Origin of the sequence: Nostoc sp. FACHB-892, assembly GCF_014698795.1 — a bacterium.
GTDB lineage: Bacteria > Cyanobacteriota > Cyanobacteriia > Cyanobacteriales > Nostocaceae > Nostoc.
Genome location: NZ_JACJTR010000001.1, coordinates 111,205 through 126,541 on the forward strand (window position 1 = coordinate 111,205; position 15,337 = coordinate 126,541).

At 40.8% G+C, this 15,337-nt stretch carries 13 protein-coding genes; 9 read left to right on the top strand and 4 right to left on the bottom strand.

Going from position 1 to position 15,337, the window contains the following annotated elements; all coding sequences use genetic code 11:
• Positions 1–37: 37 nt before the first annotated feature.
• Together H6G96_RS00455 and H6G96_RS00460 are read right to left on the bottom strand one after the other, a co-directional pair.
• A complete protein-coding gene (locus H6G96_RS00455) occupies positions 38–1,375 on the bottom strand; it encodes an MFS transporter (protein ID WP_190909419.1) in 1,338 nt (445 codons plus the stop codon).
• Positions 1,376–1,920: 545 nt separating this feature from the next.
• A complete protein-coding gene (locus H6G96_RS00460; RefSeq protein ID WP_190909420.1) occupies positions 1,921–2,469 on the bottom strand; it encodes a PEP-CTERM sorting domain-containing protein in 549 nt (182 codons plus the stop codon).
• Positions 2,470–2,922: 453 nt separating this feature from the next.
• On the opposite strand from H6G96_RS00460, the gene H6G96_RS00465 reads away from it, so the two are divergent.
• Positions 2,923–4,524: an alkaline phosphatase gene (locus tag H6G96_RS00465; RefSeq protein ID WP_190909421.1), complete on the top strand. Its 1,602-nt coding sequence runs from the start codon at positions 2,923–2,925 to the stop codon at positions 4,522–4,524.
• 422 nt (positions 4,525–4,946) lie between these two features.
• Here H6G96_RS00465 and H6G96_RS42250 read toward each other — a convergent pair whose 3' ends face one another.
• Complete coding sequence (locus H6G96_RS42250) at positions 4,947–5,657, bottom strand: hypothetical protein (protein ID WP_190909422.1); 711 nt, start codon at positions 5,655–5,657, stop codon at positions 4,947–4,949.
• 279 nt (positions 5,658–5,936) lie between these two features.
• On the opposite strand from H6G96_RS42250, the gene H6G96_RS00475 reads away from it, so the two are divergent.
• The 8 genes from H6G96_RS00475 to H6G96_RS00510 all read left to right on the top strand — a co-directional run bounded on the left by H6G96_RS00475 (position 5,937) and on the right by H6G96_RS00510 (position 13,897).
• Complete coding sequence (locus H6G96_RS00475) at positions 5,937–7,136, top strand: sensor histidine kinase (protein WP_190909423.1); 1,200 nt, start codon at positions 5,937–5,939, stop codon at positions 7,134–7,136.
• A 104-nt stretch (positions 7,137–7,240) separates the two neighbouring features.
• Positions 7,241–7,888 carry a response regulator transcription factor gene (locus H6G96_RS00480; RefSeq protein ID WP_190909424.1) on the top strand — a complete coding sequence of 216 codons (648 nt, stop codon included), beginning with the start codon at positions 7,241–7,243 and terminating at the stop codon, positions 7,886–7,888.
• Positions 7,889–8,000: 112 nt separating this feature from the next.
• Positions 8,001–9,242: an ATP-binding protein gene (locus H6G96_RS00485; protein WP_190909425.1), complete on the top strand. Its 1,242-nt coding sequence runs from the start codon at positions 8,001–8,003 to the stop codon at positions 9,240–9,242.
• Positions 9,243–9,250: 8 nt separating this feature from the next.
• Positions 9,251–9,775 (top strand): hypothetical protein, encoded by a 525-nt coding sequence (locus H6G96_RS00490; RefSeq protein ID WP_190909426.1) that lies wholly within the window; start codon positions 9,251–9,253, stop codon positions 9,773–9,775.
• 86 nt (positions 9,776–9,861) lie between these two features.
• Positions 9,862–12,474, top strand: a complete 2,613-nt coding sequence (mutS, locus tag H6G96_RS00495; RefSeq protein WP_190909935.1) for a DNA mismatch repair protein MutS — start codon at positions 9,862–9,864, stop codon at positions 12,472–12,474.
• A gap of 127 nt (positions 12,475–12,601) precedes the next feature.
• Positions 12,602–12,937, top strand: a complete 336-nt coding sequence (locus tag H6G96_RS00500) for a hypothetical protein (protein ID WP_190909427.1) — start codon at positions 12,602–12,604, stop codon at positions 12,935–12,937.
• A complete protein-coding gene (locus H6G96_RS00505) occupies positions 12,930–13,388 on the top strand; it encodes a type II toxin-antitoxin system YhaV family toxin (RefSeq protein ID WP_190909428.1) in 459 nt (152 codons plus the stop codon). The genes H6G96_RS00500 and H6G96_RS00505 overlap by 8 nt, the downstream gene beginning before the upstream one ends.
• 122 nt (positions 13,389–13,510) lie before the next feature.
• Complete coding sequence (locus H6G96_RS00510) at positions 13,511–13,897, top strand: hypothetical protein (RefSeq protein WP_190909429.1); 387 nt, start codon at positions 13,511–13,513, stop codon at positions 13,895–13,897.
• A 60-nt stretch (positions 13,898–13,957) separates the two neighbouring features.
• Here the strand turns inward: H6G96_RS00510 and H6G96_RS00515 are convergent, their stop codons facing one another.
• Entirely contained in the window at positions 13,958–15,229 is a 1,272-nt protein-coding gene (locus tag H6G96_RS00515) for a lipid-A-disaccharide synthase (RefSeq protein ID WP_190909430.1), read from the bottom strand.
• Between the last annotated feature and the right edge of the window lie 108 nt (positions 15,230–15,337).

Genomic DNA, 15,337 nt, shown 5'->3' on the forward strand with positions numbered 1-15,337 from the left:
GTCAGGGGCTTTGAAACAATAAGCGATCGCTAAATTTCTATTTTTCACTATTAAACTGTGCATATTCAGTAGTATCATGGTCGGGTAAAATTTTCTCCACATCCCGCAGTTGGGGAATATAAAATCCGGCACACCCAACCAATAACATACACGCAGCACAGATCACATACAGCAGTGCGATCCCTGCACCCGCGTTAGTACCAAATATTCTTCCAAAAAACTCAATATGACCACTACCTGCGGTTAATGCAGGGGTAAATATATTATCTGCTAAAGGCCCTGCGATTAAATAAGCTGCTGACCCAAATTGCACAACTAATGAATGGGCTGCAAATACCCGTCCCTGTACATGGGGAGCAACTTTGGCTAACCAAATGGCGTTATCGGAACTACCGTTGAAAGGGAAATTAAAAGAAGAACAAAACTGTGCGGGTATCCAAATCCAAGGCGTTCGACCCAAACCAAAGACGATTTTATTTAATCCTGCGCCAATCATCCCCAATAAAACACCGTTGATTTTCTTTTTGAAACCACCCCATGTACTCACAATAATGGCTCCAGTGACACCACCAAAACCAGCCGCTGCGGCTAAACTGCCTAACACCACAGTATCATTTCCGGTTCGAGATAAAATCATCGCTGAATACAGAGAATTCCCAACATCATGAGCAAACCAAAACAAAAAGGTGATGATTAAAAGCGCAAGTAAGCTTTTACGAACAAAGATGTAGCGCAGACCAAATCCTAAACCTTGCCAAATATGGAAGGAATTTTCATGTTCATTGGTTTGTAGTGGTTTAGGGATACGGGCAAATAATAAACTACTAATGGCGATCGCAAAGGTAGAAATATCAATCAGCCAAATTCCTAATAGACCAATAACTTGATAAAGATATCCTGCTAGGGCGGGAGCAATAATATTACTTCCATAACTTGACAAAAACTGGAAACTGCTAGCACGGATGTAGTTTTGCTTGGGGACTAATAACGATAGTGATGCAGAGTAAGCTAAAGATTGAAATTGATTGAATGTCCCGACTATGGCGCTAGTTAAATATAGATGCCAAATTTGCAAATGATTGGTGAGATGCAGCATCAGTATTATTGTCATCAAGACTGCTACTGTATCACCCACCATCATCAGTAATTTACGATTGAAACGGTCAACAATTGCACCACTGATGGAAGCGAGCGCTATGCTAGGTAGCAAACTAAAAAAGCCCACTAAAGTCAGAGTCGTTGCTTTACCTGTAATTTCCCATGCCCAAATTGCGATCGCAAAGCTACTCATACTACTACCAATGGTAGAAACCAATTGACCTGCCCAGATAATCAAAAAATTACGCATACTGCTGAGATTTGGCGATTGTGACATTTAAATTCCTATTACCAAATTTATGGCAGTATCGATGAGGGTCAATAGATGAGAAAAAACCTGTTTATCAAAGAAGGTTCATGTTCAAAACCTCGCCGGAAAGTGGCGCGTTCGCGGTAGCGTCTCGTAGAGAAAAAATCCTTGTATCTCAAGGTAGGTAAAAACCCCGCCCTTAGTATCTGGCTGAGTTTAATTGCGTTAGCGCAGCGTAAAGCCTTCTCTACGAGAGGCTGCGCCAACGGCATGGCTTGTCTGCGACACGCTACGCGAACGCTTAGAGCGACGTAGGAGCGTCATGCCGAAAAAGCGAATTGGATTTATAGCTTCTTTTTAAACGATTGTTGTAAGTTTTTTTGTAACTGCACCTGCCTTTAATTAATTTTTACACGAGCATATTGACAACGTAAAAGAAAAAACTCTGAGCGCTCAAAAAATAAAAAATGAAGTATAAATTACTCATACTTCATACTTTATATTGAATCAATTATTGTTTTTAATGGGTTACTACAAATTAAATTAGCTGTACCCAAAATCAAAGTTTAACTTTAACTTTTTCCATCGATGCTGTCTTTTTTTTTCAAGATATAACCCAGACCGCAAGCAAAAATAATACCACCTAAAGTTGTAGGCTCAGGTACTTTTGTGTAAGATACTTTACCAGAAATAAGTTCACTATTTGGAGAAGTTCTGGAAAAGGCTGTAAAATCCTCGCCAACGATTTCGTAACTTATAGAACTGGAAGGATTAGCTTTATTATCGAATGTATAATCTAAGCCTACAGAAGATGTATTTTCTGTTAAGTATGCGGTTGAAAATACAATGGGAAAGTCTGGATAGTTTAAATCATCTTGTTCGGTGTAAATGGTGGAATCTCCATCAAATTGGAAAGAGAGTGACTTAACTATTGCTTCTGAAAGATTGTCATTACTAAAAGTTGAGTCATCAAAACTAAAAAAGCCCTTTCCTGTATTTAGAGGACTATCAACCGTGAAATCATAATTTACAAGGGTAGCAGATACAGATTTTGCATCTATAGTAGTCAAACTTAGAGCAAAACTAGCAGCAGCAAATACTAATTTTGGAAACAATTTCATCTCAGTTTTCCTCACGACAAACTTCTGCAAGCAACGCAGATTTAAACTTACTTATCTCCTTGCTTATTTATAAAGGGTTCCTCACCGATTAAAACAGTGATTATTATTTATTAACCCCGTCAAAATCAAGGAAATAAGTTACCAAAGATTTGGGATAAATTATTTTGAGGTCATGAGTTTAAGGAAACTTTAATCGAAGGTAAAGATAATAGTTAATACCAATTTTCTAAGAGGCTGCACAAACTTAGGCTTTGTAAGTGAGACAATTGGCTCAAGTAAATTGTTATATTCAACCTCACATATAATCAGGATAAGTTAATTTATATTAATTATAATTATAAAAACTTTTTATTTTTTTATTAACCCTTGGATAACCCAATCTTTACTTCTTGGAATAACAGAATGTGCTAAACACTTATCCTGTAATACTTTTTAAGCTTGCCATTATTTATCATGGAATCTAATCGCCCATTGCAACTAAACCGCCGCCAGTTTTTGCTCCGTTCAACTATCACAGCAGGTGGAATTATTGCCACAAATCTTGTATCCAAATCACAAGTTTTTGCCCAAGCGCCTGCCATTATTACCTCCGATAAAATGCGTCCTGCTATACCTTATGGCGTAGCTAGCGGAGATATCTCTAACGATAGCATTGTCATTTGGAGTCGCAGCGATCGCGCCGCCAAAATGATCGTAGAATATTCTACCAGCGAGTCTTTTAAAAATGTGCAGCGAGTTGTGGGGCCCAATGCTTTACAAAATAGCGACTTTACAGCACGACTTTATCTGAGGAATTTACCAGCAGACCAACAATTATTTTATCGAGTAATTTTTCAAGATTTAGATTACAAAGGTACTTACAGCGCTCCTGTCAAAGGCACTTTCCGAACTCCTCCTAAATCTGGGCGAGACATATTCTTTGTGTGGGGTGGTGACACTGCCGGTCAGGGATGGGGTATTAATCCTGATTTCGGTGGGATGAAAATTTACGATACAATGCGTCAACTTAATCCCGATTTTTTCATCCACTCTGGCGATAATATTTATGCTGATAATCCCATTCAATCAGAAGTAACTCTAGACGACGGCACTGTTTGGAAAAATATTACTACACCAGAAAAGTCAAAAGTAGCAGAAACTCTCAAAGAATTTCGTGGTAACTATATTTACAATTTGCTGGATGAAAACATTAAGCGTTTCAACGCTGAAGTTCCCATATTGGCACAATGGGATGATCACGAAACCACAAATAACTGGTATCCTGGAGAATTTCTCTTGAACGATGACCGCTACACAGTTAAGGATGTTAACTTGTTAGCAAAAAGGGGAAGGCAAGCATTTTTAGAATATCTGCCTATTGGGTATGAAACAAATGATCCAGATAAAGCGAGAATTTATCGTTCTTTCAACTATGGGCCATTATTAGACATTTTCATGCTGGATGAGCGTACTTATCGGGGGCCAAACACTCCCAATCGTCAGCCAGTACCAAGTAAAGAAACAGAAATGCTGGGCAGAACACAAATACAATGGCTGAAAAGGCAATTGTTATCATCAAAAGCAACATGGAAAGTGATTGCTAGTGATATGCCATTGGGGCTGATAATTCGAGATGGTAGCACTGATTTTGAAGCTTGGGCTAATGGAGATGGCCCAGCTTTAGGAAGAGAACTAGAAATTGCCGATTTACTACGATTTATAAAAAATAAGAATATCCAGAATGTTGTTTGGTTAACTGCTGATGTACATTATGCAGCAGCCCATTATTACAACCCCGCTAAAGCACAGTTTACCGACTTTAAACCTTTTTGGGAGTTCGTCGCCGGGCCTCTGAACTCTGGCACATTTGGGCCAAACGAATTAGAAAATACCTTTGGCCCACAATTGGTATTTCAAAGCCTTCCTCCAGGTACGAAAGCAAATCGTCCCCCAAGTGAAGGTTTGCAATTCTTTGGAGGAGTTAAAATTAATGCTCATACAAAGGTGATGACAGTAACACTGCGTAACTTAGCAGGTGAAACTGTTTACAGTGTAGATTTACCACCAGAAAAATAAATTATCAAAAACTGAGGTAAATATAGCCAGTTAGATAGAGTAATTACGCAATTTTTTACTCTGTCTACTGGCTTTGCTGTTTTTACTGAAAGAATATATATTAATCTGATTTAATTTTTGAAAAAATCTTATGTAGGGCGTGTTAGCAAAGCGTAATACCAATTTTTTATAAAGCTGCATAGAATTCGATCCCCCCTAGCCCCCCTTGATAAGGGGGGAACTGGAAAAACATCTATCAAAGTCCCCCTTTTTAAGGAGGATTTAGGGGGATCAAGATATGTGCAACTTCACATTAAATTGGTATAAGATACAAAAGTCTTCGGACGGTGCCGTATTTTCGTCTAATACACCCTACATATATTTCAAAAATCAAATATCAGTCCTATAAGCTCAAACGAAGCTAGCTAGAGCTAGAGTTGATATTACAGAGTGATAAAAGAGAAGTCTTGGGGCGAAAACTTAGGTTGGTTAGACGTGCTTGTGAGATTGGTCAGATTAGCCAAAACACTAATCGAGCCGCCGTCATCTAAGTCATTAGAATACACTAATCTTGAAATGCCAAGTGTAGAGTTGCAATAAACAAATAACCCTTCATCAGATGTAATCTTATTGTTATCAGCAATGGCTTTAGCAGCAGCAGCAGCATTTGGAAATGCATCGAATAACACCAATACATTGGCATTACCCGATAGTTTAGAGCTAACCCCTTCTGCGTATTTAACCTGGGCACCAAAATCAAGTCCGAGTTTTCCAGTTTCAAAGACGAAATTATCTACACCGATTTGGTAATCGGTAATTCTATCTGGCTGATTCAACACTCTAATACCGTTGGGACTTTGCGCTGGGGAACCGTTAGCAAATGGGGGATCATAATAGCCAAAAGTATCTTGACCAGATCCGCCTGTTAGTACATCAACACCAGTACCACCATCTAAGAAATCACTGCCATTACCGCCTCTTAAAACGTCATTGCCTGTGCGACCGTAAAGGTTATCGTTTCCATTCCTGCCTTCAAGAGTGTCATTACCCGCATTTCCATAGAGAAAGTCATTTCCTCCCTTGCCATCAATAAAGTCATTGTTGCCTGTACCATTCAAGATATTATTAGCGTCATTTCCAACAATATTCGCCATAGCTGTTATCCTTTACAATTGCAAATTGGTGTTTTGTGAACTTTATTTATCGTAGAGATTCCACAAAAAGTATACATCTGAAAAACGTCTCGAATCCCAGCACAACTAATTAGATAAATTCTGTCTGACTTTCGTTGTCTACTAAGTAAATAGGTCTATAACTTTCGTCATAGGTCAAAACATCTATTACAACGAAAGTTATAAACATCTAACTTGCTGTGGTGCTAAAGATACAGTTGAGAGTATTAATTAAAGAAAGCCTTGCATCCAGCTACTTCTATGAGTTTGTTACTTCCCATCCGCCCCAATCCTTTTCGCTTTTTGCTCTACACCGAATGGGTGATGCTCACCTGTTGCGGTTCACTCGCTGTAATTGAAGGTCTAAAAAACCAAAGTATACCAGTTCAACATGTGCTGATTTTAGTGTTGCTTGGTTTAATGGGTTTGAGATTACCAAGCGGTCATGCCTGGGTGAAAGTGCTTTATACTGCGATCGCAATTCTTTTGATTTTTAGCGGCACAGTATTGGGATATCTTCATATCTTACCCACGCTGTATCTGATTGTGGTGATTCGCAGTTGCTTTCTATTTGAATCACTTGGGCGTTTAGTTATAGCAGGTTTATGCTTTATTCTGTTTTTGGTGCATCAGGTACAGTATCTTCAAAACGTTATGCTGATAGTGCCACCGGAACAGCAAGAGCAATTTTGGATGCATCAATTAGCTGAGATGCTGATGTTTGCATTAGGATTATTCTTGGTTTTGCAATTGGTAAATATATTGCTAGTGGAGCAAAAGACGCGAAAGCAGCTGAGTGTTGCTCATGAGCAGCTGCAACAGTATGCTTTGCAAATAGAAGACCTAGCTGCTGTGCAAGAGCGTAATCGCATCGCGCGCGAGATTCACGATTCTCTAGGTCATGCGCTGACAGCTCTCAATGTGCAAATCCAAACGGTTGTCAGACTTTGGTCTGTTGACCCCACCTCAGCTGAGTCATTTCTGGCTCAAGCTCAACGGCTAGGAGAAATGGCAATGAAGGAAGTGCGCCAATCTGTTAGTGCGTTGCGAGAAGATGTACGACAAGATCAACCTTTAGAAGAAGCGATCGCATCTTTGGTAGAAGATTTTCGTCAAGGCACTGGCTTGTCTCCCAGTACTAAAATCTCCTTGGAAGTAATTGTACCACTGCCTATCGTCAAAACTTTATACCGAATTGTCCAAGAAGCCCTGACCAATATTTGCAAATATGCACAAGCCACAGAAGTCAAAATTCAGGTTGTCGCTACCAATAACAGTGTAAACCTTCTAATTGAGGATAATGGTAAGGGATTTAGTGTCAACGAAAAAAGGAGTGGATTTGGAATCACAGGGATGCAAGAACGAGTTGCTGCTTTAGAAGGCTACTTTCACCTCGAAACTGAACTTGGTTCTGGTTGTAAGATAACTGTTGAATTGCCATTGCGATCGCAAGAGAAATAAGCAAGTCTTTTACTGTAAGTAAATATATCTAAACAAGAATCAGAAATTTTGCACTTTACGTTGGTAGATTAAATAGTTGTTACCTAAGTAAAGTTGCACTTCACATGATTCGCCTGTTACTGGTGGACGATCAAAGTTTAATCTGCCAAGGTCTGAAAGCCATGCTAACGCTGGAGCCAGATTTGCAAGTGGTAGGAACTGCTGATAACGGTGAAACAGCCATTGAGCAGGTAGCTGCTTTACAGCCCGATGTGGTATTGATGGATGTACGGATGCCTGTGATGGATGGTAGAGAAGCAACACGGATTATCTGTCAGCAGTATCCAAATACCAAAGTTTTAGTTTTAAGTACATTTGATGACGATCGCTATGTCGCTCATTCCATCCGTGCGGGAGCGAGGGGCTATTTGCTCAAGGATATGCCTTCTCAAGAGTTGGCGCAGGCGATTCGGTTTGTCCATTCTGGATATACTCAACTAGGGCCAGGACTAATGGAAAAGCTAATGGCTAACGTTCCAGACCCAGACGCGGTTACACCAAAGCCAGTCCAGAAAGAATTAACAGAGTTAACCCCACGCGAACAAGATGTGTTGCGCTTGATTGGCCGGGGTTTGACCAACCGTGAAATCGCTCAAGAACTTTATATTGCTGAAGGGACGGTCAAAACTCATGTGACTCACCTTTTAAACCGCCTCAATTTGCGTAACCGATCGCAGATGGCTATTTATGCTAACTCTATTTATAGTGTTTAAATTTTTTTAGATAATTTATGCACTGGAGCGATCGCATCAAAAGGGTAAGAATGCTAGAGCGATCGTCACTGTTAGGAGCTAAATTTAAGTAGGTAGAGTTTTGGAGTTGATCATGCTTAAGCAACTCATCTTAGAAAACTGGAAAAGTTTTCGTTATGCGGAGCTTCCACTTGACCCATTGACCGTTCTGATTGGTACAAATGCAAGTGGTAAATCTAATGTGATTGAAGCTTTTGAATTTTTGCAAAGAATTGCTAGAGGTGAAAATATTGAAGCAGCTTTAGCAGGAGATAAAACGCTTCCATCTATTCGAGGTGGTGTAGATTGGGCAGCGCTTAAACCAGAAACCGAGTTTATATTAAAATTTATAGTTCAGGGTGAGGATGAAAATACGGATTATTTGTATGCAATAAAAATACAAACACAGCCTGTCGTAATAACTGTCAAAGAATTTATACAAATAATAGATGTGCAATCGGGAAATTCAAATATATTGAGTGACTTTTCAATCCGAGATAAAGATAGTTTTTTTCCGATTAGAAGTGCGTTGAACTCAATGCCAGGAAGGGGTAGAGCAACAGGAAAAGGAATAGATGAAATTCGTAAAAGATATCATTTGGTAAGTGATAATGATATTTCTGATAAAATTCGACAAATTAATTATTTAGTTACCAGCTCATTAGAAAAAGTTTTTGTTTTAAACCCTATACCTTCTACAATGAGATCATATTCGCTAATATCTGATACTCTAGAAAGCGATGCTTCAAATATTGCTGGTGTATTAGCAGGATTATTACCAGATGAGCAAAAAAATAAAGTAGAATCAACTCTATCTTACTACCTCAAATATTTACCAGAAGGAGATATTCAAAAAATATGGGCAGAAAAAGTGGGTAGATTTGGCACTGATGCCATGCTCTACTGTCAAGAAGAATGGAAACCTGGTCATATTACAGAGATTGATGCTAGAAGTATGTCAGATGGGACTTTACGCTTTATAGCAATACTCACAGCATTACTTACTCGACCAGAAGGTAGTCAAATAGTAATTGAAGAAATAGATAACGGACTACATCCTTCTCGCGCAGAATTACTTGTTAGAATACTACGAGAAATTGGTCAGAAAAGGAAAATTGATATTTTACTGACTACCCATAACCCAACTTTACTTGATGCTTTAGGCCCAGAGATAGTTCCTTTTGTAGTTGTCGCACACCGCGATAAAGAAACTGGAGAAAGCAAACTTACTCTTTTAGAAGATGTTGATAATTTTTCTAAGCTATTTGCATCATATTCTTTAGGTGATATGACAACTAAGGGTGCAATTGAAAGAAGCCTTTCTCGTAATGAATAGTTACTAATATGAGAAAGGTGCTACTCATCGATACATCTCTTTTATGCGTTTGGTTACAAGTTCCAGGTAGAGAAACTGCTGGTAATAATGAATGGAATTTTGAGCGTGTAAATCAAAAAATTCAGGCAGAAATCGACAAATTAACAACGCTGGTACTTCCTTTAGCTGCTGTTATAGAAACAGGTAATCACATTGCACAGGCTAAAACAGCAAATTCAGAAAGTAAACGTATAGCAGCTCATAAATTTGCTGAAATCATAACTTATGCAGCTGATGAAACCACACCTTGGGCTAAGTTCCGTGAGCAAATTGTTCTCTGGGAAGAAGAAGGATTAAAAGAATTAGCAGCTAAATTCCCGAATCAAGCTGTAGAAAAGACTTCTATGGGTGATGCTAGCATTGTCATCTTGGGTTGGCACTATCACCAAAAGGGTTTCCATGTAGAATTTTTAACTGATGATGACAAGCTAAAATCTCAAGAACCACCTCCGCCACAGCCACCTACGCGTCGTAGCAGTCGAACAAAAAGGTAAAATATCCTTGAGCGATCGCCCCTTACCTCTAACATCACGTTATCATCGGATATTGTGGAATTTCCGTGCGTAACTCGATAGCATCTATGACCGCCTCTCACTCTGAAACTCCATCTACCAAGCCCGATGCAAGTACTTTTATTTCTGACCATCAACAGGTTGATCGCAGTAAGCTAAGTCAAATGTACTTGCATTATGTCGAGACGAAGGATAAATATCCTCACGCGGTATTGCTGTATCGGGTAGGAGATTTCTTTGAATGCTATTTCCAAGATGCTGTAAAATTAGCGCAAGAATTGGAATTAGTTCTCACTAGTAAACAAGCTGGGGAACAGGGACGAGTGGCCATGTCTGGTGTTCCACATCACGCTTGGGAACGCTATGCGACGATGCTAGTGGAAAAAGGCTATGCAGTAGTAATTTGCGACCAAGTGGAAGATGCTTCTGAAGCTGCTGGTAGATTGGTGCGACGCGAAGTAACGCGCATCCTAACTCCTGGCACTTTGCTAGAAGAGGGAATGCTCAAATCAAGTCGCAATAATTACTTAGCAGCAGTAGTAATTGCCGCAAATCATTGGGGTTTAGCCTATGCAGACATCTCTACAGGTGAATTTCTCACAACTCAAGGTAGTGATTTAGAACATCTGACACAAGAGTTAATGCGTTTGCAACCTTCAGAGGTGCTAGTTCCGACAAATGCGCCCGATTTAGGTAGTTTGCTGCGTCCGGGAGAAACTTCGCCACATCTTCCCCAGTGTTTGCCACCATCATTTTGCTATAGTTTGCGATCGCAAGTACCATTTTCCCAAGGTGAAGCTAGACCTAGATTATTGCAGAAATTTAAGGTGCGATCGCTCGAAGGACTCGGTTGTGATCATCTTCCTCTCGCCGTTCGTGCAGCCGGTGGTCTTCTAGAATACTTAGAAGATACTCAAAAAGAAAACCCCGTTACCCTTCAAAAACTCCGCACCTATACTGTCACTGATTATCTGATTGTTGACAATCAAACCCGCCGTAACTTGGAAATTACCCAAACCGTCCGGGATGGTACTTTTCACGGTTCTCTACTCTGGGCATTAGATAGAACTAGTACAGCAATGGGTGGGCGGGCTTTGCGGCGGTGGTTGTTGCAACCACTACTTGATATTAAAGGCATTCGGGCGCGGCAAGATACCATCCAAGAATTGATGGAAAATACGCCCCTTCGTCAAGATTTACGGCAGTTGTTACGCCAAATTTATGATCTAGAACGCCTGACAGGCAGGGCGGGTTCTGGTACAGCTAATGCGAGAGATTTAGTAGCTTTGGCAGATTCCCTCTCACGGTTACCGGAATTATCCCACTTAGTAACTGAGGCGCGTTCTCCATTCCTCAAAGCTTTGCAGAAAGTCCCAAGTGTGTTGGAAGAATTGGCACACAAGTTGCACGCCCATCTTGTGGAGTCACCACCCATACTAATCAAAGAAGGCGGATTGATTCGCCCTAGTGTAAATCCCCTACTGGATGAGAGGAAAGCGACTGTAGAAGCGGATCAGCAATGGATTGCCAACTTGGAGGTTGATGAAAGGGCTAAGACGGGAATTCCAACTTTGAAGGTAGGATTTAACAAAACCTTTGGTTATTATATCAGTATTTCCCGCAGCAAAGCTGACCAAGTACCCGCTAATTACATCCGCAAGCAAACTCTGACTAATGAAGAACGTTACATCACCCCAGATTTAAAGGAACGAGAAGCCCGGATTCTCACAGCACGGGATGATTTAAATCAGTTGGAATATGAGATTTTTACGGCGTTGCGCGAAGAGGTAGCACAAGAGGCGGAAGTAATTCGTAATCTGTCTCGTGCAGTAGCGGCGGCGGATGTGTTGTGTGGTTTGGCTGAGTTAGCGGTGCATCAAGGTTACTGTCGTCCAGAAATGTTGCCAGGAAGGGAGATAAATATTGTTGATGGCCGTCATCCGGTGGTTGAACAGTCTTTACCTCCGGGGTTCTTTGTGCCAAATTCAACTCAATTAGGTGAAGAGTCATTAGTCATTAGTCATGTGTCATTAGCAGATGACCAAGAACAAATTACAAATGACAATCCCGATTTGATTATCCTCACCGGGCCAAATGCGAGTGGTAAAAGTTGTTATTTGCGTCAGGTGGGATTAATTCAGTTAATGGCGCAGATTGGTAGCTTTGTACCAGCGAGGTTTGCTAGATTGGGAATATGCGATCGCATTTTCACCCGTGTAGGTGCAGTAGATGATCTTGCAACTGGTCAATCTACGTTCATGGTGGAGATGAATGAAACGGCGAATATTCTCAACCATGCCACATCTAGGTCGCTGGTGTTATTAGATGAAATTGGTCGGGGAACAGCAACATTTGATGGTCTTTCTATAGCTTGGGCGGTGGCGGAATATATAGCAGTGGATATTCGGGCGCGAACGATTTTTGCTACTCATTATCATGAATTGAATGAACTGGCTAGCATTTTGCCGAATGTAGCTAACTATCAAGTGACAGTGAAAGAATTACCCGACCAAATTATCTTTTTACATCAAGTTCAACCGGGAGGCGCTGATAAGTCTTACGGAATTGAGGCGGGAAGATTGGCGGGTTTACCAGCCGTAGTTATTCAACGAGCAAAACAAGTGATGGGGCAAATTGAGAAACACAGTAAGATTGCGATGGGGCTGCAAAATCTGGATTGATATCTTACTGCATTTCTTTAACAATGTAGACCTATACATTGCGTGTTAATTTAGCAAAATAGTACCCAAATCGATAACACTTCATAAATTGCTATCATGTAAGTACATGATGTACATACTCTTAAAGATGAGCAACTCCTACAGCATTCGTAGTACCAAAATTGGTAACAGTACAGGGTTTAGGCTACCAGCTGAGTTTTATCGAGAATATCCTCAGTTTGCCAATGCAGATGGTTGGATAGAGGTATTGTCGCCGGATACTGCAATTTTGCGGATTTCACCTCAATCTGGCGATGATGAAGACGCAGAAGACTCAGTAATGATGCGGCTGTTTCTCGATTTTGCTATGAAAGAAGCGCTTAAAAATAACACACTGCAACCTTATACAACTGAAATGTCTGAGGCTGCCCGCGAACTGATTGCAGGTGTGCAATTAGACGATGAGTCATTAGAAGATGGCTAAGTTTGTCAGTAATGGATGGGAAGTTTACTTTCACCCACAACTATTTGGTACTCAGTATCAAGAATTGTTTGAGCGCGTTTCCCATTTACGGGAGCAATTACCAGAGGCTGAATATAAAACCCATGCAACGGTAAAATTGTTTGCAGCAATTACTGTTGCAATTGAAACGAAGATTTCCTCTGATCCGTTTGCAAGTCATTTTGCGTTGACAGGGGCGTTAAAACGCTATGGACGGATGAAAAAGATGGGTTTGCCGGAACGGTATCGGCTGTTTTTTAAGGCGTTTGATACGGAACAGTTGAAAGTAATTGCAATTTTGTGGTTAGGGTTTCCACGTAAAGAGGGGGCGAAAAATGATTGTTACCAGGTGTTTACTAAGATGGTTGAACGAGGGACATTTCCAGACAGTTTAGATGAGTTGTTGAAAGATTGTGAGATAACGGATGATTAAAAGAGCAAGAGACTTGTCAAGTAGTTGAAATCTTGTCAATTTTTATGCTTAAAATTGCACAAGAGGTTTATTTAGCATCTACTAAAAGCTAAAGTCAACCCTTTGCAGGACTCCCATAAGCAATGCTGACTGAAATTTTGCCTTTCCGCTTTGAGTTAGACACGATCGCGATCGCCGGAGCGAGTTTGTGGTCATTGGCGCTATATCTAGGTTTTTCCCAAGTTAATGAATGGGTAATCGAGCAACTCAACCGTTGGTTTAACTTTGCCGAGCGATCGCTTTATACCAGCCAGTCAGAATTTGAAAAAACTCGTAAAGCCAGAGAATCCCAAAACTCTTTCTACGCTTCATTATTTAGCATTGTGCCTTTCTTAGTAGTCGGTGCTTTATGTAACTGGATTCTAGAAATTAGTTTAGGTGAAAGTTGGGGAATTAGTACAGGAATATTAGCTTGTATGGGCGCTGGCATTTATGAACTTGGTCGTAGGGATGGAGAATCTTCGGATTAAGGGAGATTAGGGGGATGTTGCTCCTATTACTCCCTCATCCCCCCTGCTTCCTCATCCCCTCTACTTCCCAATTTCCTCACCAACAATCTGTGCTATCTTGTACGCTGCACCGCTTTCACCACGAATATTACGGAGTTTAGCGCGAATATCGTCCAATTTTTCTGGATGGGTTAATAAGTCTAAAACCATTTCTCCAATTTCTTGCGGTTGAAGTTTACCCATAAGTTCTGGCACTATCTCTTCCTGTGCCCAGATATTTGGCCATGCTAATAAACCTTTGCGTCTCACAAATCTTAGAAATAACCAATTAATCACCTTTGTAAAAGGCGTACCTACTCCCGGCAGATTTGCCAACAACCCAGGTAAACCATCCCAAGCGCGCATGGCATCAAGTTGCTGTGTTGGCAGCAAAACAATCATTGGTACTCCTAAAGCACCGAGTTCGGCAGTGTTTGCCCCCACCGTAGTTAAGCAGATGCAGCACTGAGATAATAAGTTATATGCAGGGTTTTCTTGCCACAGTTCCACAGTTAAGCCTGTTGTTGTTTTGAGCAATGCCTTGCTGTTAGCGTCGTCTGGGACAATTAAGGAAGCACCGCCAAAGCCAAAGATTTCAGCAATGGGGTTTTTTTGGGGATCGGCAAAACTAGCTAAAGTTTGTAAATCTAAAGTTGGGGCTACAGGAATCACAAACTTGGTTTGGGGTCTTTTTTTATGAACGTATTCGGCAATGCCTAGACTTAATGGTACTCCTTGGGCTAATTTTGCCGCTTTTGACCCAGGGAGTAAACCAATAATTGGGGAGTGGGGAGTAGGGAGTAGGGAGTAGCCAGTGCTGACTTGTTCTTGTGCTTCTAGCATCAAATCACCAACAACGGTGAATTTGTGAGCATATTTTTGGGGGACATCAGCAACAACTTCGGGTTTCATCACGCCAAAGCGGTCAATCCAGTTATGCCAACGGGCTGACCATTCGGCGTAAACTACTGTGCGATAGCCCAGCTTTTTGCCTATGACTACGGGGAAAATTTGATCGCCACCGAGGAAAATAACTACACCGTGACTTCTCCAATCCCAATTATCAAATGTTTTACCCCAAAGCAAAAATGACCAAAAATGCTCTGCTGGCTGTACTCTATCTACTTCTGGGTAAGAAAGTGCGATCGCAGCTTCTTTTCCACTAGCATTTGAACAAGGTGATAATACCACAGAAATCCTCACTAGAGAAGGGTCATCCCCTAATTCTTGCCGCAGCGCCTTTACGACTGGACGCACCCAGGTTGTTACTTCACCTGGGCCATTTGAAAGGATGAGAATATCTACTTGAGTCATTAGTTAATCGTACATTCAGCAAGTTCGCGATCGCTTAAAGGCAAGAGAAGCTGTAATCTACTACAATACATCTCAATTATGTAGAAATCGAATACTCTAGCGAACGTG